This is a genomic window from Mycobacterium sp. Soil_C_30, assembly GCF_057656995.1.
On the sequence record NZ_JBDGJH010000003.1, the window covers coordinates 281,175 to 304,399 of the forward strand.

Genomic DNA, 23,225 nt, shown 5'->3' on the forward strand with positions numbered 1-23,225 from the left:
TAGCGGCCGAAGCGAATTGTGTTGGCGGATCGGCCAAATGCAAAGCCGCCAAAGTAAGGGGATGTATCCATACCGCAGCGCGGCTACCCGTACGCGCGGCTGTACTGGGGCGGGTAGTGCAGAGCGGCGCCGAGGTGGTCGGCGGTCTGACGGATCCACGCCGGGTTGCGCAGCAAAACTCGGGCCAGGAACACCGCGTCGGCCTGTTCTCCGGTGATGATGGCGTCGGCCTGGTCTGCTTCCGTGATCAGACCCACTGCGGTGGTGGGGATTTCGATCTCCTTGCGGATGCGCGCGGCAAACGGGACTTGGTAGCCAGGCGTCACCGGGATCCGTGCATCCGGCGCCGATCCACCCGAGGACACGTCGATCAGATCTACCCCCAGGTCCTTGAGCTGTCCGGCGAGTTCGATGGTGTCGGCGACAGTCCAGCCCGGCCGATGGTCATCGGTGTCGCCGCCCAGCCAGTCGGTGGCCGAGACACGGAAGAACAACGGTAGTTCTTCGGGCCAGTTGCGGCGCACCGCGGTGACGACCTCCAGCGCGAACCGGAGCCGGTTGGCCAGGACGCCGCCGTAGGCGTCGGTTCTGGTGTTGGAGTATGGCGAGAGAAATTGATGGATCAAATAGCCGTGGGCGCCGTGCAGTTCGAGCACTTTGAATCCTGCCCCGGCGGCACGGCGGGCTGCTGCGGCGAAACCGTCGACAATCTCGGCGATTTCGGTGACATCCAGTTCCGCGGGACTGGGCAAGCGTCCGAAGGGGACTGCGCTGGGTCCGACGGTGGGCCAGCGGTGATCATCGGCGCCGTGCTCGTCCGGCCATGGTCGTCCGGTGGATCCTTTGCGCCCGGCGTGCACCAACTGGATGCCGGGCACCGACCCCGCCGCGGCCACGAAGTCGGTGATCCGGCGAAAAGCGTTCGCTTGAACGTCATTCCACAGCCCCAGGTCGTAGATGCTGCTGCGTCCCACGGGTTGGACCGCGGTGGCTTCCACCATCACCAGTGCCGCGCCCGCCACCGCCCGGGATCCCAGATGTTGCAGATGCCAGTCTGTCGGGCTGCCTTCTGCGGGTCCGGCGGACACGGCGGCGAACTGCATCATCGGCGACATCCAGGCCCGGTGGGCGAAGGTGATCTCCCGCAGGGTCAGCGGAGTGAACAGATGCGTCATGGTCACAGTCCTGGGCCGTAGAGGCCGAATCGCAGGTCGGGATCACCGGGGGTCCAGGTGTTGCTGACCTGGGACCGGTCGCCCATCGCGACGACCCGCCGCAGTAGCGAGTCGCTGAGCTGCAGCTGGGCGGGCTCCCACTTGGTCAGGGCCGCGGCGATGTCACCGCCGGATTCCTGCAGTGCCGCCGCCAGGGTCCAGCCGTCCGCGGCAGCCTTCGCGGTACCGGCGGCGGCGTGAGGCCGGGAGGCGCAGGCCGCGTCACCGATGAGCGCAACCCGTCCCAGCGCCATCCGGGACGAGCGCACGTCCGAGAGCACCTGCAGATAGGGCTGTTCGGTGGACTGCACCACTTCGGCGACCGCGGGGGCGAACAGGTCGGCCGCGTCCGCCTTCATCTGGGTGACGTAGCGGTCCTGCACCTGCCCCGGGTGCACGGATACCGATCCGGCAAACCCCCGTTTGTCGAGCAGCATCTCGGTCAGCTGGGCACCGGCGGGCACGTTGCGGTACCAGACGTAGTTCATCAGCCGGTCCTCCAGGGCCAGGCTGTCCTCGCCCGGGATGGGATACATCGTGATGTGGGAGTGCGGAACCACGTCGTAGGTGATCGCGTCGGAGAGCACATCCCGGGCCGACGGGGTGAGCTCCCGCAGCGGGACGGTGCCGCGCCATCCGATGTAACCGGCGTAACGCAGTCGCGCCTCGGGGTCGAACCGCTCCCGGGCCACAGAGGTCACGCCGTCGGCGAAGACCACGAGGTCTGCGGACGCCGTTGTGCCGCTGACGAATCGGACCGTCACAGTGGTGTCGTCCTGATCGAACCCGCACGCGTACTCACCGTAGTGGTAGCGCTCGGTGCCGAAATCGGCGAGCAGGGCCCGGTAGAAGGTGCCCCACGACGTGTAGGTCCAGGTGCACGGTTCGCGGAACACCACCTCACCGGTGCGATCCAGGTACTGAACGACATTCGTCGCTGTGCTCAGGTCATCGAGGCTCTGGGTGCTGCGTTCGGTGAACCACCGTACGGTGGCCGGCTGCAGGACGATGCCGCTGCCTCGACCGTCGAGCGCGGTGGGGGTGCGCTCGTAGACATCGACGGTGAATCCGAGATCCCGCAGCAGCAGCGCGGTGGTCAGGCCGCCGATCGACCCACCGATGACGATGGCGGAGGCGTTGGCGTAATGACTCACGATGAGCTCTTCTCGTTGTGCGAAGTGGTGGCCGACTCGGGATCGGTCGGAAGTGGTTGCCCCTGCGTCTCTCGGGCGAAGGCCAGCCCGATGACGGCGACCAGTCCCAGAGCTGCCACCGATGCGGTGGCCAGGCCGAGGTTGCCGCCGAACCATGAGGTGGCGATGGCGCCGGCGGTCAGCGGGCCCAGGGCCGTCACGAAGCGGCCGACGCTGTTGCACGTGGCTATGGCGGTGGCACGGACGCTGGGCGGAAACACCTCGGGTCCGTAGATGAAGGTTCCCGACAGCGCCCCGAACAGGCCGAAGCCGAGGAACGGCATGGCGATCAGCAATTCGGTGTAGCTACGGTCGAACGGGAAGGCCCACGCGACGGAGACCGCGGCGACGATGAAGCTCACCATGAAGCACTTGCGGCGCCCGATCGCGTCGGCGAGGAACCCCCACGAGGCGTAGCCCAGGATGCCGCCGGCGTTGAACAGCATGGCCGCCATCGCCACGCGGTGATCGGCCACATCACGGGCCAGGTCCTCGGCTGCGGTGACACCGCGAATGACCTGTGGGTACCAGGTGCTGACACTCCAGAACGCGATCAACGCACCGGTGGCCAGCGTGGTGCACACCAGCATCGGGTGAAGCAGCGGCGGGGCGAACAGGCGGCGGAGGACAAAGCGATCGTGAGACGTGTTGGCACCGGCGCGTTTCCGGTTCTTGCGCGCCTGCATGCTCGCCGCCACCTCCGGTGGTTCCGGAACGTAGCGGCGGATGAACCACACCAGCAGCGCCGGCAGGCCGGCCAGCAGTAGCATCGGACGCCACCCGTAGTGCCCCAGCAGGGCGTAGGCGGCGGCCGCCGCGAAGAACCCACCGGCGTAGCCCGCCATCATGATGCCGCCGGCCCGGGCGCGGTAGCGGTTGCGCCAGGTCTCGGCGATCAGGGCGGCGCCCACGGGTGCCTCGACACCCGAGCCCACACCGGCGATGAACCGCAGAAGCCCGAGCTGCCACCATGTTTCGGAGAACGCGGCCAGGGCGCTGAAGACGGCGTAGGTCAAGATGCCGACGGAGAGCACCCGGGTACGGCCGAAGTAGTCGGCGAGTACGCCGAACATGATCCCGCCCACCGCCCAGCCGAACAGGAACAGTGCGACGGTCAGACCACCGTAGTAGCCGATGGCCGCCGGATCGACCTCGATGCCGCTGTTGGGCAACAGTTCTCCCATGGTGGGTCCGAGCACCAGGATGTAGAGGCTGGCGGCGAAACCGTCGAGGCCCCAGCCCAAGGTGGTGCCGGCCAGTACCAGCCACTGGATTCGGGTGATCTCGGTGCGCCACCCGGTGTTGGTTGTCGGGGAGTTCATCAGTTCAACCGTCCCTGCTCGCGGCCGCCGTACCAGTCGACGGGTTCGGCTGCGGTCCGCACCACGATGGTCTTGATCCACGAGAAGTCGTCGAAGGACTCCGATCCGGCATCTTTACCGGTGCCGGACTCTTTGACCCCACCCCAGGGCAGCGACGGTTCGAGTCGGTGGTGGTCGTTGATCCACACCATGCCTGCGACGATGCGTGCGGCGACCCGGTGCCCACGGCCGATGTCGCGGGTCCATACGCCCGCACCGAGGCCGAACCGGTTGTCGTTGGCCATCCGAACGGCGTCGTCCTCCTCGTCGAAGGGAATGACCACGGCCACCGGTCCGAAGATCTCGTCCAGCGCGACGGTCATGTCGATGGAGGCATCGGCCAGGACGGTCGGCTGCAGGAAGAAACCGTCCCGCAACGTATCCGGCAGCTCCGGAACGCGCCCGCCCGCGGCCAGCCGCGCGCCCTCCTCCACCCCGATGTTGATGAGATCCCGCACCTTGTCCCGCTGGCGAGCACTGATCAGCGGACCCATCTGGGTGTCCGGCAGGGTGGGGTCGCCCACCCGGATGGCGCGGGCCCGTTCGGTCAGGGCAGCGACGAAGGCATCGTAGATGCCCCGGTGCACCAGAAACCGGGAGCCTGCGACGCAGGACTGGCCGGCGGCGACGAAGGCGGCGAACGCGGCACCTTCGGCGGCTGCCACCGGATCCACGTCGTCGAAGACCACCACGGGGGTCTTACCGCCGAGTTCGGCTGTCACACGGGCGAATCGGGCCGCGGTGGCCAGTGCTGCCGAGCGGCCGGCCTCGGTGCTTCCGGTCAGTGTGATCTTGGCGACGTCGGGATGCTCGGTGAGTCGGACACCGGCCTCCCGCGCGCCGGTGACCACGGTGAGCACCCCCTCGGGCAATCCCGCGCCGGTCATGATGTCGGCCAGCGCCAAGGTGGTCAGCGGTGTCAGCTCCGAAGGTTTGACCACCACGGTGTTGCCGTTGGCCAGCGCCGCGGACACGCTGCGCCCCAGTATCAGCAGGGGGTGATTGAAAGGGGTGATGATGCCGCAGACGCCGAGTGGCAGCCGCTGCTGGTAGGTCAGATAGGGTCCGTCGCCGGGCAACACGGCAGGACGTTGTGCTGCCAGCAGACCCGCGTTGTAGCGGAACCACTCCGGCACCCGGGACAGTTGTGCGCGAGTCTCGGTGATCGGCCGCCCGTTGTTGAGCGCCTCGAGGGTGTAGAGCCGTTCGGAATGGGCTTCGATGGCGTCGGCGATCTTCAACAGCAGACGGCCCCTGGCGCTACGGGTCATGGCCGGCCACGGCCCCGTCTCGAAGGCGGTCTTGGCGGTGGCCACCGCGGCATCGATGGCCTCGGCGCCGAGCTCTGGCACGGTGTCGATGACCGAACCGGTGGCCGGGTTGACGATGCCGCGGTGTGCCACCGGGGTGGTGGTGTCGACCTCGCTGGCGACTTGGGTCATGGGTCTGTCCTTCCTGGCGTGAGGCGCTCTGCTCGAGGACGCCTTTATGAGTGTCGACACACCGGGGTAGCGCATTCAATGTCTCGAAAGACACTTTGCGTGCGCTTCTTGTGTAGCTGTTGACACACCGCCAGCAGTGGCGACGAAGGACGGGGACCCTGCCGGGGGTCGCTCCTCAGCCGCGCCGGACAGCGAGCACGCGGTCCCGAAGGCCGTCGGTGGCGGTTTCCATCAGGCCTTTGGCGCCCTTCTTCACCAGAAAACCCGGCAGGGGAACGATCGGGTCGACGGTCAGGTCGAACCGCACCCGCGTCGCGTTCCCGTCGGCGGACAGCGTGTACCGGCCTTCCTGCGCCTTCTGCTGTTTCGAGCTGACCAGTGTCCAGCTCACGCCGTCGTCGTGCACGGAGTAGTCGAGCACCTGTTCGTCGGTGACCCCGACGATCTTGACCACTTGCCGCGACCGTTTGGGGCGGCCGTCGGCGTCGCGTTCGAGGATCTCGACCTGTTGGTGGGCCGACGACCACTCGGTCAACGACTCGAGGTCGAACAGCACGTCCAGGATCTCGTCGGGGGTCGCCTCGATGACGGTCTCGCGGGATTCGGTGATGGCCATGCGCAATGATTGCCATCCTGCCCGCCGGCGAAACTCAGCGCCGCAACGGTACGGCGGCGTCGAAGGCCGTGGCCGTACCCGCGGATTGCCATTGCAACCACCGAATCCCACACCGGCGACGCGTGTCGCCCGGTTGCCGGGGGAATCAGAATGCGGTCGGTGGGGCGCAGGGTTCCGGCATGCCCACTGCCATATCGCACCGGGCCCGTCGACAGCACCGTTTCCAGCCGCCCCTACATGGCGTAGCGACTCACCTTGTCCGGGTGGATGATCAGGCGCACCTGATCCTGTGCCAGGATCTCGGCGAGGTCCTCGGCCCGGCCCGGGTCGTCGAGGTCCCAGTAGCGCGCGGCAAGGCGGGCGGCCAACTCGTGGGCGCCCGCGGGTTCCACTTCTGTGCGCCCGGCCACCGACACCCACCGTTCCCGCTCGCCGACGGGGGCGGCAACGACGAGTGAGGCACGCGGATCTTCCTGTAGCCGACGGATTTTGACGGTCTCGGGACCGGTGAACAGCTGGACGGTGCCAGCCTCGGTGGCTTCGAACCACACCGGACGAGGCTGCGGTGGGCGTGGCCCCTGCGCCACGGTCAGGAAACCGTAGAGCGGGCGCCTCAGGAACTCGAGATCCTGGGTGGTCAGCGAAGTGTCGGTCACCGTGACCACGCTCCCGCCGCCGCGGCCCGCACGACGTAATCCTCGAAAGTCCGCGGCGGGCGGCCCAGCACGGTGGCCACACCGTCCGTCGGCGCGGCGATCAGCCCCTGTTCCATCAACACGAACATCTCGGCGACGTGGTGGGCGTCCTCCTCACTTGCGCCGTCCTCGGCCAGGAGCTCGGTGTATTCGGCAGGGGAGACCTGCTTGTAGGTCATCGACAGCCCCGACGCCCGTGAGATCAGCTCGACGGCCTCGGCGAAGGTGAGCGCTCGCGGACCGCTCAGCTCGTAGACCTGGCCGCTGTGCCGGCCCGGCTCGGTCAGGACCGCGGCAGCGACATCGGCAACGTCCTCGATGTCGATGAACGGCTCCGGCACCTCGCCGGCCGGCAGGGCGAGTTCCCCGCGAAGCAGCGGGGCGTGAAAGTTCTCCTCGTCGAAGTTCTGGTTGAAGTTGTTGAGCCGCACAATGGTCCAGTCGAGTGCGGAGGCACGCACCGCCTCCTCGGCGCCACGCATGTCCAATCCGAACGAGGAATCGCCCCAGGTGTCGGCACCGCGCCCGGACAGCAGGACCAACTGCTGCACACCGGCGGCCTCGGCGCGTGCCACGAACTGGTGCGCCGGGCCGGGATCGCGCGGAGCCACCATGTACACCGCACGAACGCCCTGCAGTGCGGCGTCCCAGCCGCCCGGGTCCGACCAGTCGAAGGAGGTCTGGCTGGATCTGGAGGCGGCGCGCACGGCCGTGCCGCGCAGCCGTAACCGCGGTGCGAGCCGACGGCCGGTTTTGCCGGTGGCGCCGAGGACGAGGGTGGTGTTGTTGGTCATGACCCCCATTGAACCCACAGTTCTCGGACTCTTCCATAGGTGAAAGGCCGGATTGCCTGTCCATTCGTCTAACCTAGGTTGGTATGGACGTGTTCGATGACTTGTGCCGTGGGGTTCGCGCGCATGGCTCGCTGTTCGGCAGCACCACCCTGACGGCGCCGTGGGCGCTGCACTTCGTGGACGGTGCACCGCTGACGCTGTGCACCGTCCTGGGCGGCACGGGCTGGATCGTGCCCGAGCAGGGGCCGCCGGAACCCCTCGGCGAGCGCGAGACCGTGGTGGTGCGCGGGCCGACGACGTTCATGTTCGTCGACGAACTCGGTACCCCGGCGGAGCCCATCGCGTGCGGTGAGTTCTGCGCCACCCCCGAGCAGGGCGGGACCCGGCACCGCCTGGGCTGGGCCGATGACGCTCAAAAAATCAGCGGTGCAACCACTCTCATCGTCGGCGCCTACCCGGTGCGCGGCGAGATCAGCCGGCCGCTCCTGGACGCCCTGCCTACCGTCCTCCGGGTCGGTGCCGGGGGCACCGGGGATGCGGTACTCGATCACCTGGCCGCGGAGGTGGCGCTGGACATCCCCGGTCAGCAGGTGGTGCTGGACCGACTGCTGGACTGGATGCTGGTGTGCACGCTGCGCGAATGGTTCGACCGGCCCGGCGGGCAACCACCGGCCTGGTGGGCGGCGCAGCGGGATCCGGTGGTCGGCGATGCGCTGCGCCTGTTGCATGCCGATCCGGCCGCGCAATGGACGGTCTCGTCGCTGGCCGACCGCACCGGGGTCTCCCGGTCCACCTTGGCGAAGAGATTCACCGAATTGGTGGGCGAACCCCCGCTGACCTACCTCACCCGCTGGCGGATGACGCTCGCCTCGGATCTCCTGCTCGAGCAGGGCACCGCCACCATCGCTGACGTGGCCGGCTCAGTCGGATACGCCGATCCGTTCGGGTTCAGCGCAGCGTTCAAACGGGTCCGGGGTGTCAACCCGAGCGAATTCCGCCGTGCTTTGGAGCGTTCAGGGGCGTAGCTCAGAAAGCCCGGACCGGCGGCTCGGTCTCGCTGAGTGGAAGTGACTGTCGGACAACGCATTCGTACTGCGCTCACCCCCGAGTTTCGCCGAAGAACCCGGCGTCAGCGCGGTGTCGACTCCCCATCAGAGGCGCTGACGCACCGCTTGCCGGGAAAGGGTCCGGTCAAGCGGTCATGAGGTAGTTGGCCCCGCCCACGTAGACAACGCCGGGCGGGTTCGCGGTGGTGACGCAGTTGACGATCGCAGCGGCGAAGTCGTCGCCGTCGGCGATATCTCCGGACACCACGGTGAAGTGCACACCGGCTCGGGCAAAAACGGAACGTATTGCATACAGGGCTGTTTCGCCCGCGCGCATGCTCGCGGCCACCGGCGCGTAGCCCTTCGGCACGGCCTTGTTGGGGAAGAAGTGGGCCTGATGGCTGGTCGCGAAGACGATCCGTCCGCCGGCCGGCATCACCGACATGGCGCACAAGGCCAGGCGGCGCTGGGCATCACGGTCGAGCAAGGCGTAGCCCGGATTTGCCTCCAGTTCCAGGCCGCCCGAGGCGTTGAGAATCACCGCGTCCAGCCGCCCGAAGCGGGCCGCGATGTCGCCGATCATCGCGGTGGTGTCGGCTTCGTCGGAGATGTCGGCCGCCAGAGTCGAGGCACGGCCACCCGCATCGCGAATCATCGCCGCGATGGCTTCCGCGCGCCGGGCGTTTCGGCGGTAGTTGACGATGACGTGGGTGTCCGCGTCGGCCAGGCGCCGCGCCACCGAGCCGCCGATGCCCCGGGAGGCGCCGGTCACCAGAACGATCCGTGCGGGTTCGTTTCGCATGTCGAGTTCCTTCCGTCATTGCTGAGGCAATCGGCTCGGGAACCCCACCGTACATCAGAATCTAAGAAACATAAGGACAAAATAAGATCACATTAAGGCGAAAGGCGGGTCACGCCCACTTCGTGATGGCCCACTTCTCGAAGAGACCGAGAATCGAGTCCGTCAGCTTTCCCAGAAGAGCCAGCGAGATGATCGCCAGGAAGATGCGGTCGATCCGCCCGTTCTGGCCGGAGTCCAGCAACAGGAAACCCAGGCCCATCGAACTGGCGATCAGTTCGGCGGCCACCAGGAACAGCCAGGACTGTGCCAACGCCAGGCGCAGCGCGGAGACGGTCGAGGGCACCACCGCGGGCAGCTGCACGGTGGCGAACAGGCGCAGGCCGTGCAGGCCGAACGCCCGGCCGGCTTCGAGGAGGTGGTTGTCGACGTGCCGCAGCGCCGACCCGACGATCGTGTACACCGGGAAGAACGCGCCGATGGCGATCAGGATGATCTTGGATTCCTCGCCGATACCGAACCACAGGATCAGCAACGGCACCCAGGCCAGTGACGGCACGGCACGGATCCCGCCGAACGACGGTGCCAGCAGGATATTGGCCAGCCGAGACAGCCCCACCAGCGCGCCTGCAGCCAGCCCGACCGCGGCCCCGATGGCAAATCCCAGCAGAACGCGTTGCGTGGAGATGGCGATGTAGTGCCCGTAGAGGCCGCGCTCACTGAGGTCCACGGCGGCCAGCCACACCATCGACGGGGAGGGCAGCATCGACAGCGGCACCAGCCCACTCGTCGAAACAACCTGCCAGACAACCAGAATGACCACTGGCAGCAGAGAGCCGCCCACAACGCGGAGCCACCGGGACAACACCGCCGAACCCTGCGCCCTGCCGGCCGGCTCGACTGAAGCGGAGGTGGCCTGGGTCACGAGGCGTGCTGGACGCGGGCCGGGTCGGCCTGCTTCACGAAGCTGTCATTGACGATCGAACCCAGTGCGTCGTCGACCTGCTGCTGATTCGGAACGTCACCGAGGTCCACGAAGATCGGGCCGATCTTCTCGAGCACGGCCAGCTGCGTCTCACCGGGTACGGGATCGACGTCCAGGTTCGAGCGTTCGTTGATCACCTTCTGCGCAACCGGCAGGTCGAGGCCGGCGACGTCGGCGAGAATCTGTGCCGTCTGCTCTGGGTTGGCCGCCGCCCAATCAGCCGCGGCGGCATAAGCGTCGACCACCAGCTGGGCCAATTCGGGCTTGTTCTCGAGGAAGTCCTCCCGGGCGTTCAAGAAGCCGTAGCTGTTGAAGTCGATATCGCGGTAGAACAACGTGGCGCCGGTTTCCTCGGCGCCGGCCATGATGGGGTCGAGCCCGGCCCACGCGTCCACCGAACCGTTCTGCAGCGCTGCCCAACCGTCTGCGTGCTGCAAGTTCTGCACCGTCACGTCGTCGGCGCTCAATCCGTGTGCCTCCAGGGACTGCAGGAGAAAGAAATACGGGTCCGTGCCCTTGGTGGCGGCGACGTTCTTGCCCGCCAACTGCTCGACGCTGGTGATGTCGCTGCCCGGGGGAGCGACAAGTGCGGCCCATTCGGGCTGCGAGTAGATGGCGATCACCTGGATGGGCGAGCCGTTCGAACGCGCCAGCAGTGCTGCTGAGCCGGCGGTGGAGCCCACGTCGATCGCGCCGGCCCGCAGGGCTTCGTTGGCCTTGTTGGAACCGGCCGACTGTACCCAGTTGACGTCGACGCCCTGTGCCTCCAGCCAGCCTTGGTCTTTGATGATGAGGCTGAGCGGGTTGTAGGTGGCGAAGTCGATGTTGAGTTCCTGACCCTCGAGAGAGGCTGCGTCGTCCCCGGTTTCGGGGGTGTTCTGGTTCTCGCCGGAGACGCACCCGCTGACAAGCAGGGCCAGGGTCGCGAGTGTCGAGGCGAATGCTGAGATCTTCATGCGCTGCTTTCGTCAGTGGGCGGTGTGTCGGTCGATGCCGAGGCCGTCGAGAAGCCGGCCGCGGAGTTCGGCGAGTTCGGCCGACCCGCGGTCTCGTGGACGATCGCCGGGAACGACGATCGTCTGGCGGATCGACGCCCCGGCCGTGCCGTCCTGATGGCCGATCAGCAGAACCCTGTCGGCGAGCTGCAGTGCCTCGTCGACATCGTGGGTGACCAGCAGCACCGTCGCGGGGGCGGCCGCGTGGACATCAAGGAGAAGGTCCTGCATCTTCAGCCGGGTCAGCGCGTCGAGCGCACCGAACGGTTCGTCGAGCAGCAGCACCCCCGGGTTGCGGGCCAGCGCGCGGGCGAGTGAGGTGCGTTGCGCCATACCGCCTGAGATCTCGCGCGGGCGATGGCCGGCGAACTCGGCGAGGCCGACCAGCTCGAGCAGGGTGGCCACCGTCTGCCGGCCGGCGGCCGCGGGGGTGTTCCTGGGCAGTCCCAGCGCGACATTTGCCGCGATGGTGCGCCACGGCAGCAGTCGTGGTTCCTGGAAACCGACGGCGCACCGCGGGTCGTAGGACGTGACCGGTGTCCCGTTGATGCGCACTGCACCCGCCGTCGGGGTGTCCAACCCGGCGATGATCCGCAGCAGGGTCGACTTACCGCAGCCGCTCGTTCCGAGGATGGCGACGATTTCGCGTGGCTCGATCTCCAGGGTCACGTCGCGCAGAACCGGACGCGACGCACCTTTGCCTTGGGTGAACGCCCGCCCGAGACCGTCGAGGGAGACCGAGAACGCCTGATGGGCAACCCGCGCATCCAGGACCGGGGTACTCGCGGGCATACGGGAACTCCAGCCAGATGATCATGTGCCAGGTGCACCTCGATGCTGGGTCAGGAGAGCGAAACCGTCACGACTTTTCACCATGGCGGTTTGAACTGTTCCCGAGTCGTACGGAACGCGTGGCGGCCCTGCTTCGGCGTCGGACTACGGTCGGTGAGTGTCCGCTGACCACCCCCTGATCGACGCCCTGCGGCGAAGTGTCCCGGCCGACCGGCTGTTGCTCGACCCGGACGTCATGGCCACCTATCAACACGACGAAGCCGAATGGGCCCCACACGGGACGCCGGTCGCGGTGGTGCGCCCGACGTGCACCCAAGAGGTCCAAGCCGTGGTGCGCGCCTGCATCGATCACCGCACCGCGGTGGTGACCCGAGGTGCGGGAACCGGCCTGTCGGGCGGCGCCAACTCGACCGACGGGTGCGTGGTCGTCTCCCTGGAGGCAATGACCGCGATCAAGGAGATCGACGAACTCGAGCGGTACGCGGTGGTGGAACCCGGCGTCGTCAACGACCACCTGCGCGCTGCCAGCGCGACACACGGTCTGTGGTACCCACCCGATCCAGCGAGCTCGCCGTGGTCGACGATCGGCGGAAACGTGGCCACCAACGCCGGCGGGCTGTGCTGTGTGAAATACGGGGTGACCCGCGATTACGTGCTGGGGATGCAGGTGGTGACCGGTACCGGCGAGATCGTGCGCCTGGGACGCAAGACCGCCAAAGGGGTGGCCGGCTACGACTTCGCCGGACTGATGGTGGGTTCTGAGGGGACGCTCGGGATCATCACGGAGGTGACCGTGAGACTGCGGCCGCTGCAGGGGCCGCAGCGCACCATCGCCGGTTACTTCGACTCCATCGTCGATGCGGGACGGGCGGTCAGCGCTGTTGCCGCGGCGGGACTGACGCCCTCAGCGTTGGAACTGGTCGACCGGCAGTGTCTTCTCGCGGTCGACGCGTGGAAGAACATGGGTTTGTCCGTCGAGGCGAATGCGGTGCTGCTCGGACGCGTGGACAGTCCGGACCCGGCGGGCGAGCAGGAGGCGAACACCATGCTGGCGTGTTTCGACGCGGCCGGTGCCACCTGGTCGGCGGTGTCCACCGATCAGCAGGAGGCCGACGACCTGTTCGCGGCCCGACGGCTGGCGTATCCGGCGATGGAGCGGCTGGGTCCTGTCCTCACCGAGGATGTCTGTGTGCCGAAGCGCCACGTCGCCGAGATGTTGGCGCGGATCGAGGGAATCGGGCAGCGCTTCGGTGTGACCATCGCCAACATCGCGCACGCCGGCGACGGCAACCTGCATCCGCTGCTCATCACCCCGCGTGGCGACGACGAGGCTCGCGTCCGCGCCCAGGAGGCTTTCACCGAGATCATCGACGCTGCGCTGGAATTCGGTGGAACGGTCACCGGCGAGCATGGCGTGGGCTTGCTGAAGATGGGCGGCTTGAGCAGGGAACTGGACCCCGTGGTGCTGGGCATGCACCGTGCCGTCAAGCACGCCCTCGACCCGCACGGGATTCTGAACCCCGGGAAGGTCTTCGTCTGAAGATTCAGGCGGGGTGGCGGCTGTCCATGTAGAGAGGGAAGGCCATCTCCCACAGCAGCAGGCAGGCGACGAACCAGGCCACCGGCTTCTTGAGGTGGAACGAGCCCACCCTCGACGTCACCGGCCGGCCCCGCTTGGCGGAGGCGTGGGCGTCGCGATACACCCACACGGCAGTGGCGAACGCGATGGCCACTACGAGGAAAACTGTCATGAGCAGCACGCCGACGGCGCCGCCCGCCGGAATTGAAAATGACATCGTTACCTTCTCTGCCGTTCGTTGGCGTTGAAGATACCGGCATCAAGGCGAATGTGTGATATCGCGAGAATTGGGTACCGGTCACCGCGCCGCGGCCACGGGCGCGGTCTCCTCCACGGCGACCGTGGGCAACCGGATGCTGAAGGTGGTCATGCCGGCCCCGGACTGTGCCTCGATGGTTCCGCCGTGCGCTTCGACGATGGACGCGGCGATCGACAGACCCAGGCCGAAGTTTCCCGCCTCCCGCGAGCGTGACTTGTCGGCACGGACGAACCGCTCGAACAGATGCGGCAACAGGTCCTCGTTGATCCCGGGCCCGTCGTCGGTCACCGTCACCTCGACATAGGCGACACCGTCGTCGGCTCGCCCGGTCGCCACGGTGGTTCGCACGGCGGTGCCCGCCGGGGTGTGCACCCGCGCGTTGGACAACAGGTTGGCCAGGGTCTGGTGCAGCCGCGCCCGGTCGCCGCGCACCCAGACCGCCGCATCGGGCACCTGGGTCGACCACTGATGTGCCGGCGCCGAGACCGCCGCGTCGTTCACCGCGTCGACCACCAGCTCGGCGAGGTCGACTTCGCCTGCGTCCAGATCCTGGCCCTCGTCGAGCCGCGCCAGCAGCAGCAGATCCGCGACCAGCGAACTCATCCGGCGGGTCTCGGCCTCGATGCGCGCCAGTGAGTACTCCGTCATCTCGGGCAGCACCGAGCTGTCCTGGCGGGTCAGCTCGGCGTAGCCGTGGATGGCGGCCAGGGGAGTGCGCAGTTCGTGGCTGGCGTCGGTGATGAACTGGCGCATGCGCCGGTCCGACGCGGCCACATCCGACAGTGCCCGCTCGACGTGGTCGAGCAGCCGGTTGAGCGTGTCGCCGACGAGCCCCACTTCGGTCCGGGGATCGGTGTCGACGGCCGGAACCCGGGGGGTGATCGCGTGGTTGTCGCGATCGAGGGGCAGCGAGGCCACCTCCGCGGCCGTCGCGGCGACCCGCCGCAGCGGGCGCAGTGCGAACCGGACGATCGCGACGGTGCTCAACGCGGTGATCACCACCGCCAGCGCGGTCAGCCCGGAAACGATCGCGGTCTCGCGGACCATCGCCTCCCACGCGGGTGTGCGGGACACCCCGGTCACCAGGATCTCGTTACCGTCGCCGGGCCGTCCGACCATGCGGTACCAACCCAGGCCGGGCAGTTCGACGCTGCGCGGCGGCTCACCGGTCCACGACATCTCCGCGATCTGTGCGACGGCCGACGGTGGTGCGGGCTCGGCCTCGCCGTCGGAGAAGTACGCCGAATCCACCACCCTGCCGTCCTGAATGCGCGCGACAACGTTGCCGGGCGCCTGCCCGACGAGGTTGGTGAGGGGCTTCATGGTGCCAGGAGCGGGGAGTTCGCCCGTGGGCCCGGGGGTGCTCCGGTACTTGGCCACCGACTGACTGCAGCCATCGGCCGCCCCGGCCAGTTGGCTGTCGATGATGCCCAGCACCGATGCGCGCAGGCTCACCACCGACATCGTGCCGACGGTGACCAGGGCGAGCATCACCACCACGGACACACCGACGACGAGCTGCCGGAGCAGAGTCCAATTGCGCCAGATACGCATCATTGAGGCGGCCGCAACATGTAGCCGACGCCGCGCACGGTGTGGATCATCGGTTCGCGGCCCGTGTCGATCTTCTTGCGGAGGTAGGACACGTACAGATCGACGATGCTGGATCTGCCACCGAAGTCGTACTCCCACACCCGCTGCAGGATCTCGCGCCGGCTCAGCGCCCGCCGGGGATTGCGCATCAGGAAGCGCAGCAGATCGAACTCGGTGGAGGTGAGAGCGATCGGTTCGCCGCCGCGGGTCACCTGATGGCTCGCGGCATCGAGCGACAGATCACCCACTTTGAGTGATTCCTCATTGCTCGGAGTCAGGTAGGCGGTCCGGCGCAGCAGTCCGCGCAGCCGGGCGACGAGTTCCTCGAGTGAGAACGGCTTTGTCATGTAGTCATCGCCGCCCGCGGTCAGACCGGTGACACGGTCGGACACCGAATCGCGTGCCGTCAGGAACAGGGTGGGTGTGTAGGTGCCCGAGTCCCGGATCTGCGCCAGCACGCCCAGCCCATCGGTGTCGGGCAGCATGATGTCCAGCACCAGGACATCGGGCGTGTTGGCGTGGTATTTCTCGACGGCTTCGGCCGCGTCATGGGCGACGTCGATATCCCAGCCTTCGTACTGCAGAGCCATCCGGATCAGGTTGGTCAGGGCACGTTCGTCGTCGACGAGCAGCACGCGGATCGCCGACCCGTCGGCGCGGTACATCCGGGGCAACTGCCCGAGGATGGCGCGGCGGGGGCCCTGTTCGTTCACCGGCGCAGACGTCACGCTGCCATTGTCGCGCGTGCCGGGCCGCTCGACTCCGGCCTCATAGACATTTCATAGGCCGCCGGACCGGTGCCGCGACCCCGGCTCGGCGATCACGAACGGCGCCGGTGTGAGAGCTGTTTCACATCAACCGAATCCACGTGACGTGCGGGTCTGTCGACATGTGAATCGTCTATGAGAGCAGTGACACCGGAGTGTGCGCTGCTGACGATTGTCGGAGGACGGCAGTTCGGTCGCATCGCGGCGACCGCAGAACGAACTGTGATGCCGGACCTTTCGTCTGCTCACACGCACACCCAAGGGGAGAACACGCATGTCCGTCGACACCACCGGCACAGCCACCACGCTCGATGCCCGATTGCGGTCACAATCCCCGGTGGCTCTCGGAGTCTTCCGGATCCTGGTGGCCCTGCTGTTCGCGATGCACGGCACGGCCAAACTGTTCGGGTGGCCGCAGGGCTCGCCGGCCGCGTTCGGTGCGTGGCCCATGTGGTGGGCCGGCGCGCTCGAGATCGTGCTGGGCGCTTTGATCGCCCTGGGCCTGTTCACCCGCGCAGCGGCTTTCGTCGCCTCCGGCATGATGGCGGTGGCCTACTTCTGGCGGCACTTCCCCGAAGGCTTCTGGCCGATCGTCAACGGCGGCGAGACCGCGGTGCTGTTCTGCTTCGTGTTCCTGCTCCTGGTTTTCACCGGTCCGGGTGCGCTGGCCGTGTCGCGCCGCAGCTGACGGTTCAAAACCGCTGCGGCACAGCGCCTCTGCGGGACAGGCGAGCGGGGACGTGTCGACGGCGCAACCGGGTGACCTACCGCCCGGTGGTGCCGTCGATCAGTTCCCGCAGGATGTCCATGTGGCCGGCGTGCCGACCTGTTTCTTCGACCATGTGCACCAACGCCCACCGCATCGACGGTGGCGTCTTGCCTCGGGAGGGGCGCGCGGCCGGGGCTTCGAGGTCGTCGCAGCGGGCGATGACGTGATTGGCCGCGGAGATGGCCGTCCGGTATGCCTCGATCAGGCTGTCGACGGTGTCGTCGTCCCGGGCGTGGAAGGTCGAGGGCCAATCCGACACCGCTTCGCCCAAGAAGGTGAAGCGCTCGACGTAGCCCAGATGCTTGAGCAGTCCGAGCAGATTCGTGCCGGAATCCACAGCCGGGGTCCGGACCTGAGGCTCCGGTGCACCCTCGACCTTGCCGATGACGCACGAGCGCAGGTAGTCGAGGAACCCCAGCAGCACGTCCCGTTCTGCGAGGCCGGTGTGCGGCGGCGGTGAGTCCGTCATGTCAGCAAGGGTGGGACACGGACTCGTGAGAATTCAACCCGCCTTGCTCAGTGGGCAAAACGCGAGAATCGGCTTCACCGATGTCGATATCGTCATGGCCGCTCCGTCCCAGGGGTATGTGACCGACAAGCGGTCACGACACCGAAAGGGAGACATCCATGGCGAAGTACCTGTTCCTCAAGCACTACCGCGGGGCGCCGGCATCGGTCAACGATGTGCCGATGGACCAGTGGACACCCGAGGAGATCGCGGCGCACATCCAGTACATGGAGGATTTCGCGGATCGCCTCAAGGGCACCGGTGAATATGTGGACAGCCAGGCCCTTTCGGCCGAAGGAGCGTGGGTCCGTCACGACGGGCAAGGAAAGCCCCCCGTGACCGACGGCCCCTTCGCCGAGACGAAAGACCTGATCGCGGGCTTCATGATCGTCGACGTCGACTCCCAGGAACGGGCGTTCGAGCTTGCCGGCGAACTCTCCGCCGCGCCAGGGGCGGGCGGTAAGCCGATCCACGAGTGGCTCGAGGTCCGCCCGTTCATGACCGCCGCCCCGACCGTCAGCGAGTAGATGGCCGACACTGCGGTGGACGAGGCTGCGCTGCGCGACCTGATACCCGGCGTGCTGGCGGCCCTCGTCCACCGCGGGGCCGATTTCGCGACCGCCGAAGACGCCGTTCAGGAAGCGTTGCTCAACGCGGTCCAGACATGGCCGACGCGGGTGCCTGACGATCCGAAAGGCTGGCTGGTCACCACCGCGTGGCGGCGCTTCCTCGATGTGACCCGCTCCGACGTCGCCAGGCGTCGCCGTGAACAGCACGTCGCCGAGGAGCCTGCGCCGGGTCCGGCCGCGGCTGCCGATGACACCTTGCAGCTGTACTTCCTGTGCGCTCACCCGAGTTTGAGCTCCTCGTCGGCGATCGCGCTGACACTGCGCGCCGTCGGCGGGCTCACCACCCGCCAGATCGCGCAGGCGTACCTGGTGCCGGAAGCCACGATGGCCCAGCGGATCAGCCGGGCCAAGCGGACCGTCAGCGCGGTCCGGCTGGATCGACCCGGTGACCTGCGTACCGTGCTGAGAGTGCTGTACCTCGTGTTCAACGAGGGCTACAGCGGCGATGTGGACCTGGCCGCGGAAGCGATCCGGCTGGCCCGCCAGCTCGCCGCGCGCACCGACGACGAGGAGGTCGCCGGGCTTCTCGCATTGTTCCTGCTGCACCATGCCCGGCGCCCGACCCGCACCCGCGCTGACGGCAGCCTGATCCCACTGGCCGAGCAGGACCGCAGTCGATGGCGCACCGATCTCATCGCCGAAGGAGTCGCCGTTCTGCAGGCTGCCCTGGCGCGGGACCGGCTCGGCGAATACCAGGCCCAAGCGGCGATCGCCGCCCTCCACGCCGATGCCCAGACCGCCGACCAGACGGATTGGGTGCAGATCGTCGAGTGGTATGACGAACTGAGCCGGCTCACCGACAGCCCGGTGGTGCGGCTCAATCGCGCAGTCGCGGTGGGGGAGGCCGACGGACCCCGGGCGGGCCTGGCCGCGCTCGCCGACCTCGACCCGACGCTGCCGCGGCACACCGCGTCGGCGGCGTATCTGCACGAGAAAGCCGGGGACATCGAGCTCGCGGCCCGGCTCTACACCGAGGCCGCCGCCCGAGCGCAGAACGTCGCGGAGCGAAACCACCTCACGATGCGGGCCGCCGCACTGCACCAGCGCCCGGCCGCGCGGGTGAGGCCCTTCGATAGCGGGTAGAGCTCAGTGATGCACCCCACCGATGAATCCTTCGACGTGTTGATCATCGGTGGCGGCAACGCCGGAATCAGTGCGGCGGCACGATTGCTCCGGAAGGGTTTCGGCGCCGTGGGTGTCATCGAACCGCAGAGTGTGCACACCTACCGGCCGCTGCTGTCCTACGTCGGCGGAGGTCAGGCCTCGATGCGCAGCGCCGAGCGCACGCAGCGGTCGGTGACGCCGCGCGGGTGCACCTGGATCCGAGATTCGGTGGTCGGCGTCGACGCCGCACGCGGCACGGTGCGGTGTGCGGGCGGGAAGAGCTATCAGTACCGCGATCTTGTCCTCGGCGCGGGCCTGGTGCCCGACGATGAAGCGCTGCCCGGCATCGACACCGCACTCGACACACCGTTCGTGGCGAGCAACTACCTCAACCGCGCGGAGAAGACCTGGGAGCTGGTGCGGACGGTTCCGGCGTCCGGGCACGCGGTGTTCACGGTGCCCCGACCCCCGGTCAGTTGCACCGGCACCACCCTCAAACCGTTGTTCCTCGCGGCCGCGCACTGGAAGCGCAGACCGCGGGGGATCACCATCTCGTTGATCGTCGACCGCCCACAGCTGCTCGGAGTCCCGGACCTCGACGCGCGACTGCGTGATCTCCTGCGCGAACTGGGCGTGCACGTGGAGTGGGACACGGCCGTGTCGGCGGTGCACCCGCAGCAGCGGGAGCTGACGTTGACCCGTGCGGACAACAGTACCGAGCAGATGCCCTACGACATGCTGCACCTGGTTCCCCCGTTCCGTGGGCCGCGATGGGTCACCGAATCCGGGCTCTCCGCGCGGGACGACGGGCTGGTCGATGTCGACCCCAAGACGTTCCGGCATCGGGCGCACGCAGCAGTCTGGGCGGTGGGTGACTGCGCATCGGTGGAGACCGACCCTTCCGGCGGCGCGCTTCGCCGCCAGGTGGCGATCCTCGTCGACAACATCGCGGCCGCGCGTCGCGGTGCACGGCTCGACGAGTACGACGGGTACACGGTCGCGCCGGTGGCCACCGATGCGCATCGCCTGATTGCCGCGGAATTCAACCGGGCCGGCATCGTGTCGGCGCTGCCGCGGGCACTGGACCCGCTCAAACCGCGTCGCACCGCGTGGGCTTTCGACCGCTTCGGTCTGCCGCAGATCTACTGGAATCTGATCCTCAAGGGCCGGCTGTGACCACCGGTGCCTTCAGGACCTACGACGACACGGCTGCGTTCCTGAACGCCGAGGGTCTGAACCCTCAGCTGCCCAGCAGCCGTTCGGCGAAGCCCATCAGAGGCGCGTGCAGATCGCGGACCCCGGCGGGCCCGTTCGAGGCCAGCTCATGGGTGACCAGAGACGATATCGCGGCGATCAACGCCCGGCAGGCGAACTTACCTTCCCGGGACTCGGCCCCGGCCAATGCCGCCAGGGCGTCAACGGTGTTCTGCTGTAACGCCATTCGCACCCGCAACGCCTCTGGCCCCGCTGCATAGACCTCGATCAGGTAGAGCCGCGCCATCGGCGCGTTACGGGCGATGGTGTCGAGATATTCGCGCAGCACGGCGTCGAACACTTCGAGCGCGGTGGCCGATCCCGGCACGGCAGACGACGACTCCGACAACAGGTCGTGGATGCGGGCGAAAGCGTCGAGGAAACACGCTTGCTTACTGTCGTACTGCTCGTAGAAGGTCTGCTTGGACACCTTGGCGTGCTCGATGATGTCGGCGACTGTGGTGCCGGCGTAGCCCTTCACCGCCATCACCTCGCCCAGCGCGGCGACGATACGCCGACGTTGATCGGTGACAACCTCTTCGCGGGTCAATCGGTGCCGCCCCGGGGGCAACTTGCTGGGCACCGCATCCTCCCTTGTCATCCTCCCTCGTCACTGTCTCAGGAAGAGTACCCGCCGGGATTTGCTGCTTCGGATGCCTTTGTGTACGTCATCGTTTATCATTCTCGGCGGCGGATTCGGCGTTGAGGGGTCGCCGTCATCGAGCGCGTCGGGCTAGTTGTAGGGGCAGCTAGCCCGCTGCCTCGTGGCCGCCGAGTTCCAGCCCTTTCAGAGTCTGTCGAGTAGATCGGCCTTCTTCGCGGCGAACTCCTGGTCGGTGAGGATGCCTCGCTGATGCAGGTCGGCCAGCGATTCGATGGCCGCGATGATGGTCGCCGAGTCTCCTTGCCCCCCGGCCCGAGGTGGGGCCGCCGCCGGAGCTTGCGCCGGGGGAGGTCCAGAACTCTGCGCAGGGCCGAGTTCGCGCAGGCTGGACACATCGAAGGTGCCGAACTGGCTGGTGAAGCTCAGCGTCCCGGGGCCGCTGCCCTGTTGTTGCTGCACGCCACCGATCTGATGGTCCCCGGTGTCAAAAACCCTTGTGACGCCGTTGAACTGGATCGCCAGGCGGCGGGTGCTGGGGAACACCGCATACCGGGCATCGTTCTGGCCACCTGAGGAGCTGGGCACCCCCAGCTCGGCGGGCCACCAGGTGCCCGCACCGGCCGGGAAGGCCGCGAACACCGTGGTGGTGGCCAGCAGCTGGGCCAGCTCGTTGCACAACGCGTCGACCCGCGCCTTGAGTGCGTGGTCGAACATGTCGCCCACCATCGTCATCCCACCACGCATCCACTGCCCGGACCCGCCGAGCTCGGGTATGGAGAACTGGGCCATGGTGCCGCCGCCGGCTTGGACCGCGACCAGCATGGCCAACACCGAATCCGGTGACAGGCCGTGCCGGCGGGCGATGTCGGCGACGGCTTTCTCGGCTTCCGGGGTGACAGGTGCCTTCATGATCGACAGTCTTCCTTTGTCGGTGTTCCGCTGGCTAGACACGTACCGCGTTTCCCCGCGGGCGAAACCCGGGGGTCGATACGGTCGGGTCATGCAACAGGTGTCGGTCATCACTGGCGGTGCGGGCGGGATGGGCCTGGCGACGGCGAAGGTCATCGGGCGCGATCACCATGTGGTGCTGTGCGATGTGCGGCAGGACCGGCTCGACAGTGCCCTCGCCGAACTGACGCGACAGGGAGTGGCGTCGACCATCATCAACTGCGATGTGGTCGACCGCGCGGCGGTCACCGGCCTTCTCGAGAGCGCGGCCCGGCTCGGCCCGCTGGTGTCGGTGATCCATGCGGCCGGGGTGAGTCCCAGCATGGGCGACGCCGGGTACGTACTGCGCACGAACGCGGTCGGCACGCTCAATGTCAACGAGGCGTTCCGGGACATCGCGGCCGAGGGCGCCGCCATCGTCAACGTGGCTTCGATGGCCGCACACCTGATCCCGGAGAGCCTGGTCCCCACGGCGCAGTTCCCGCTGGCCTTCGACGACGAGGGCCGGTTCCTGGACGCGATGGCGTCGGCATGCGCCGTCGTGCCGCAAGAGGCGCGGTCCGGCCTCGCGTACGCGCTGAGCAAGAGCTTCGTGAAGTGGTACTCCAGTTCGCAGGCCGAGCGCTTCACCCGGCGGGGGCTGCGCATCGTCTCGGTGTCGCCGGGCTCGATAGACACCGAGATGGGTCGGCTCGAAGAGCAGGCCGGCGCCGGCGCGATGGTGGCCGATGCTTCGGTGCCGCGCTGGGGTACCGCCGAGGAGATGGCCGACCTGCTGGCCTTTTGCGCGAGCGCCAGGGCAGGCTACTTGACGGGCACCGACATCGTGAACGACGGCGGTGTGGTGGCTTCGGTGAGGGAACGCGCCCGGGCCTCGCAAACGCCTTGACGGTGTCGTCAAAGTGCTGGTCGTCTCGCGAAAAGCCAGGTAGGACAACTCAACTGGGCCCATTACCGGAAATCGCGAATCCTCGCAACTGGCCGGCGGGCGTAACGAACCGTGCGGGCGTGGCGACATTAAGATGACCGTCGGGGGGTGGCGTCCGGGTCCCGTGTAGGGATTGCGGCGCGGGGGTACGCGAAGTCGCAGTGGCGACACCCGCTTGACGGTATGCCACGACTTGTCCGGGATCGGACGTGACGATCCTCCTCGTTGCACGTCGACGTGCGTATGGCAGGAGGGTTCGTCGTGCTCGGAAAAGGTCGGATAACGACGAATCTCGAAGGGTGCCAACTTGGTAGGCGAGCTCACGCACATCACCGGAGACGGTCACGTCAA

24 protein-coding genes are annotated in these 23,225 nt (G+C 67.6%); 7 read left to right on the forward strand and 17 right to left on the reverse strand.

Going from position 1 to position 23,225, the window contains the following annotated elements:
• Positions 1-83 precede the first annotated feature (83 nt).
• From AC3A6P_RS07045 to AC3A6P_RS07075, 7 genes are all read right to left on the reverse strand, one after another.
• A complete protein-coding gene (locus tag AC3A6P_RS07045) occupies positions 84-1,175 on the reverse strand; it encodes an NADH:flavin oxidoreductase/NADH oxidase (RefSeq protein WP_487690080.1) in 1,092 nt (363 codons plus the stop codon).
• 2 nt (positions 1,176-1,177) lie between these two features.
• The gene (locus AC3A6P_RS07050; protein WP_487690083.1) at positions 1,178-2,368 is read right to left on the reverse strand and encodes an FAD binding domain-containing protein; all 1,191 of its coding nucleotides are present in this window, start codon (positions 2,366-2,368) and stop codon (positions 1,178-1,180) included.
• Positions 2,365-3,729 carry an MFS transporter gene (locus tag AC3A6P_RS07055; RefSeq protein WP_487690086.1) on the reverse strand — a complete coding sequence of 455 codons (1,365 nt, stop codon included), beginning with the start codon at positions 3,727-3,729 and terminating at the stop codon, positions 2,365-2,367. The genes AC3A6P_RS07050 and AC3A6P_RS07055 overlap by 4 nt, the downstream gene beginning before the upstream one ends.
• A complete protein-coding gene (locus tag AC3A6P_RS07060) occupies positions 3,729-5,210 on the reverse strand; it encodes an aldehyde dehydrogenase family protein (protein ID WP_487690089.1) in 1,482 nt (493 codons plus the stop codon). The genes AC3A6P_RS07055 and AC3A6P_RS07060 overlap by 1 nt, the downstream gene beginning before the upstream one ends.
• A gap of 175 nt (positions 5,211-5,385) precedes the next feature.
• On the reverse strand, positions 5,386-5,826 hold the full coding sequence (locus AC3A6P_RS07065) for an SRPBCC family protein (RefSeq protein WP_487690092.1): 441 nt from the start codon (positions 5,824-5,826) through the stop codon (positions 5,386-5,388).
• Between the two features lie 233 nt (positions 5,827-6,059).
• Positions 6,060-6,482: a pyridoxamine 5'-phosphate oxidase family protein gene (locus AC3A6P_RS07070; RefSeq protein ID WP_487690094.1), complete on the reverse strand. Its 423-nt coding sequence runs from the start codon at positions 6,480-6,482 to the stop codon at positions 6,060-6,062.
• Entirely contained in the window at positions 6,479-7,315 is an 837-nt protein-coding gene (locus AC3A6P_RS07075; RefSeq protein WP_487690097.1) for an NAD(P)H-binding protein, read from the reverse strand. The genes AC3A6P_RS07070 and AC3A6P_RS07075 overlap by 4 nt, the downstream gene beginning before the upstream one ends.
• Positions 7,316-7,398: 83 nt before the next feature.
• Between AC3A6P_RS07075 and AC3A6P_RS07080 the strand changes: the two genes are divergently transcribed.
• The gene (locus AC3A6P_RS07080) at positions 7,399-8,340 is read left to right on the forward strand and encodes a cupin domain-containing protein (RefSeq protein ID WP_487690100.1); all 942 of its coding nucleotides are present in this window, start codon (positions 7,399-7,401) and stop codon (positions 8,338-8,340) included.
• Positions 8,341-8,506: 166 nt separating this feature from the next.
• On the opposite strand, the gene AC3A6P_RS07085 is transcribed toward AC3A6P_RS07080, so the two are convergent.
• The 4 genes from AC3A6P_RS07085 to AC3A6P_RS07100 form a co-directional block, all read right to left on the reverse strand.
• The gene (locus tag AC3A6P_RS07085; protein WP_487690102.1) at positions 8,507-9,163 is read right to left on the reverse strand and encodes an SDR family oxidoreductase; all 657 of its coding nucleotides are present in this window, start codon (positions 9,161-9,163) and stop codon (positions 8,507-8,509) included.
• A gap of 109 nt (positions 9,164-9,272) precedes the next feature.
• The gene (locus AC3A6P_RS07090; protein WP_487690598.1) at positions 9,273-9,926 is read right to left on the reverse strand and encodes an ABC transporter permease; all 654 of its coding nucleotides are present in this window, start codon (positions 9,924-9,926) and stop codon (positions 9,273-9,275) included.
• Positions 9,927-10,081: 155 nt separating this feature from the next.
• The gene (locus tag AC3A6P_RS07095; protein WP_487690105.1) at positions 10,082-11,101 is read right to left on the reverse strand and encodes an aliphatic sulfonate ABC transporter substrate-binding protein; all 1,020 of its coding nucleotides are present in this window, start codon (positions 11,099-11,101) and stop codon (positions 10,082-10,084) included.
• 12 nt (positions 11,102-11,113) lie between these two features.
• The gene (locus AC3A6P_RS07100) at positions 11,114-11,932 is read right to left on the reverse strand and encodes an ABC transporter ATP-binding protein (RefSeq protein ID WP_487690107.1); all 819 of its coding nucleotides are present in this window, start codon (positions 11,930-11,932) and stop codon (positions 11,114-11,116) included.
• 157 nt (positions 11,933-12,089) lie between these two features.
• On the opposite strand from AC3A6P_RS07100, the gene AC3A6P_RS07105 reads away from it, so the two are divergent.
• On the forward strand, positions 12,090-13,472 hold the full coding sequence (locus AC3A6P_RS07105) for an FAD-binding oxidoreductase (protein ID WP_487690111.1): 1,383 nt from the start codon (positions 12,090-12,092) through the stop codon (positions 13,470-13,472).
• A gap of 4 nt (positions 13,473-13,476) precedes the next feature.
• On the opposite strand, the gene AC3A6P_RS07110 is transcribed toward AC3A6P_RS07105, so the two are convergent.
• From AC3A6P_RS07110 to AC3A6P_RS07120, 3 genes are all read right to left on the reverse strand, one after another.
• The gene (locus AC3A6P_RS07110; protein ID WP_487690114.1) at positions 13,477-13,728 is read right to left on the reverse strand and encodes a hypothetical protein; all 252 of its coding nucleotides are present in this window, start codon (positions 13,726-13,728) and stop codon (positions 13,477-13,479) included.
• 81 nt (positions 13,729-13,809) lie between these two features.
• A complete protein-coding gene (locus AC3A6P_RS07115) occupies positions 13,810-15,324 on the reverse strand; it encodes a sensor histidine kinase (protein WP_487690600.1) in 1,515 nt (504 codons plus the stop codon).
• Positions 15,324-16,028 (reverse strand): response regulator transcription factor, encoded by a 705-nt coding sequence (locus AC3A6P_RS07120; RefSeq protein WP_487690602.1) that lies wholly within the window; start codon positions 16,026-16,028, stop codon positions 15,324-15,326. Before AC3A6P_RS07120 ends, AC3A6P_RS07115 begins: the two co-directional genes overlap by 1 nt.
• Before the next feature lie 376 nt (positions 16,029-16,404).
• Here AC3A6P_RS07120 and AC3A6P_RS07125 point away from each other — a divergent pair, with 376 nt between their 5' ends.
• Positions 16,405-16,818, forward strand: coding sequence for a DoxX family protein (locus AC3A6P_RS07125; RefSeq protein ID WP_487690117.1), 414 nt, complete (start codon positions 16,405-16,407; stop codon positions 16,816-16,818).
• 76 nt (positions 16,819-16,894) lie between these two features.
• On the opposite strand, the gene AC3A6P_RS07130 is transcribed toward AC3A6P_RS07125, so the two are convergent.
• Positions 16,895-17,368 (reverse strand): DinB family protein, encoded by a 474-nt coding sequence (locus AC3A6P_RS07130; RefSeq protein ID WP_487690120.1) that lies wholly within the window; start codon positions 17,366-17,368, stop codon positions 16,895-16,897.
• A gap of 158 nt (positions 17,369-17,526) precedes the next feature.
• Here AC3A6P_RS07130 and AC3A6P_RS07135 point away from each other — a divergent pair, with 158 nt between their 5' ends.
• Genes AC3A6P_RS07135 through AC3A6P_RS07145 form a run of 3 tightly spaced genes read left to right on the forward strand, consistent with a single transcriptional unit; the run spans position 17,527 to position 20,316 of the window.
• The gene (locus tag AC3A6P_RS07135; RefSeq protein WP_487690123.1) at positions 17,527-17,934 is read left to right on the forward strand and encodes a YciI family protein; all 408 of its coding nucleotides are present in this window, start codon (positions 17,527-17,529) and stop codon (positions 17,932-17,934) included.
• Complete coding sequence (locus AC3A6P_RS07140; protein ID WP_487690126.1) at positions 17,935-19,119, forward strand: RNA polymerase sigma factor; 1,185 nt, start codon at positions 17,935-17,937, stop codon at positions 19,117-19,119.
• A 9-nt stretch (positions 19,120-19,128) separates the two neighbouring features.
• On the forward strand, positions 19,129-20,316 hold the full coding sequence (locus tag AC3A6P_RS07145; RefSeq protein WP_487690128.1) for an NAD(P)/FAD-dependent oxidoreductase: 1,188 nt from the start codon (positions 19,129-19,131) through the stop codon (positions 20,314-20,316).
• A 64-nt stretch (positions 20,317-20,380) separates the two neighbouring features.
• On the opposite strand, the gene AC3A6P_RS07150 is transcribed toward AC3A6P_RS07145, so the two are convergent.
• Both AC3A6P_RS07150 and AC3A6P_RS07155 read right to left on the reverse strand, forming a co-directional pair.
• Positions 20,381-20,977: a TetR/AcrR family transcriptional regulator gene (locus AC3A6P_RS07150; protein ID WP_487690130.1), complete on the reverse strand. Its 597-nt coding sequence runs from the start codon at positions 20,975-20,977 to the stop codon at positions 20,381-20,383.
• Between the two features lie 204 nt (positions 20,978-21,181).
• A complete protein-coding gene (locus AC3A6P_RS07155; protein ID WP_487690134.1) occupies positions 21,182-21,907 on the reverse strand; it encodes an SHOCT domain-containing protein in 726 nt (241 codons plus the stop codon).
• A gap of 91 nt (positions 21,908-21,998) precedes the next feature.
• Between AC3A6P_RS07155 and AC3A6P_RS07160 the strand changes: the two genes are divergently transcribed.
• On the forward strand, positions 21,999-22,835 hold the full coding sequence (locus AC3A6P_RS07160) for an SDR family oxidoreductase (RefSeq protein WP_487690137.1): 837 nt from the start codon (positions 21,999-22,001) through the stop codon (positions 22,833-22,835).
• Positions 22,836-23,225: the final 390 nt, after the last annotated feature.

Coding starts and splice junctions, on each gene's coding strand:
- AC3A6P_RS07045 (WP_487690080.1), bottom strand. CDS start 1,175: ATGACGCATCTGTTCACTCCGCTGACCCTGCGGGAGATCACCTTCGCC.
- AC3A6P_RS07055 (WP_487690086.1), bottom strand. CDS start 3,729: ATGAACTCCCCGACAACCAACACCGGGTGGCGCACCGAGATCACCCGA.
- AC3A6P_RS07060 (WP_487690089.1), bottom strand. CDS start 5,210: ATGACCCAAGTCGCCAGCGAGGTCGACACCACCACCCCGGTGGCACAC.
- AC3A6P_RS07065 (WP_487690092.1), bottom strand. CDS start 5,826: ATGGCCATCACCGAATCCCGCGAGACCGTCATCGAGGCGACCCCCGAC.
- AC3A6P_RS07075 (WP_487690097.1), bottom strand. CDS start 7,315: ATGACCAACAACACCACCCTCGTCCTCGGCGCCACCGGCAAAACCGGC.
- AC3A6P_RS07080 (WP_487690100.1), top strand. CDS start 7,399: ATGGACGTGTTCGATGACTTGTGCCGTGGGGTTCGCGCGCATGGCTCG.
- AC3A6P_RS07085 (WP_487690102.1), bottom strand. CDS start 9,163: ATGCGAAACGAACCCGCACGGATCGTTCTGGTGACCGGCGCCTCCCGG.
- AC3A6P_RS07090 (WP_487690598.1), bottom strand. CDS start 9,926: ATGCTGCCCTCCCCGTCGATGGTGTGGCTGGCCGCCGTGGACCTCAGT.
- AC3A6P_RS07095 (WP_487690105.1), bottom strand. CDS start 11,101: ATGAAGATCTCAGCATTCGCCTCGACACTCGCGACCCTGGCCCTGCTT.
- AC3A6P_RS07100 (WP_487690107.1), bottom strand. CDS start 11,932: ATGCCCGCGAGTACCCCGGTCCTGGATGCGCGGGTTGCCCATCAGGCG.
- AC3A6P_RS07110 (WP_487690114.1), bottom strand. CDS start 13,728: ATGTCATTTTCAATTCCGGCGGGCGGCGCCGTCGGCGTGCTGCTCATG.
- AC3A6P_RS07115 (WP_487690600.1), bottom strand. CDS start 15,324: ATGCGTATCTGGCGCAATTGGACTCTGCTCCGGCAGCTCGTCGTCGGT.
- AC3A6P_RS07120 (WP_487690602.1), bottom strand. CDS start 16,028: ATGTACCGCGCCGACGGGTCGGCGATCCGCGTGCTGCTCGTCGACGAC.
- AC3A6P_RS07125 (WP_487690117.1), top strand. CDS start 16,405: ATGTCCGTCGACACCACCGGCACAGCCACCACGCTCGATGCCCGATTG.
- AC3A6P_RS07130 (WP_487690120.1), bottom strand. CDS start 17,368: ATGACGGACTCACCGCCGCCGCACACCGGCCTCGCAGAACGGGACGTG.
- AC3A6P_RS07135 (WP_487690123.1), top strand. CDS start 17,527: ATGGCGAAGTACCTGTTCCTCAAGCACTACCGCGGGGCGCCGGCATCG.
- AC3A6P_RS07140 (WP_487690126.1), top strand. CDS start 17,935: ATGGCCGACACTGCGGTGGACGAGGCTGCGCTGCGCGACCTGATACCC.
- AC3A6P_RS07145 (WP_487690128.1), top strand. CDS start 19,129: ATGCACCCCACCGATGAATCCTTCGACGTGTTGATCATCGGTGGCGGC.
- AC3A6P_RS07155 (WP_487690134.1), bottom strand. CDS start 21,907: ATGAAGGCACCTGTCACCCCGGAAGCCGAGAAAGCCGTCGCCGACATC.
- AC3A6P_RS07160 (WP_487690137.1), top strand. CDS start 21,999: ATGCAACAGGTGTCGGTCATCACTGGCGGTGCGGGCGGGATGGGCCTG.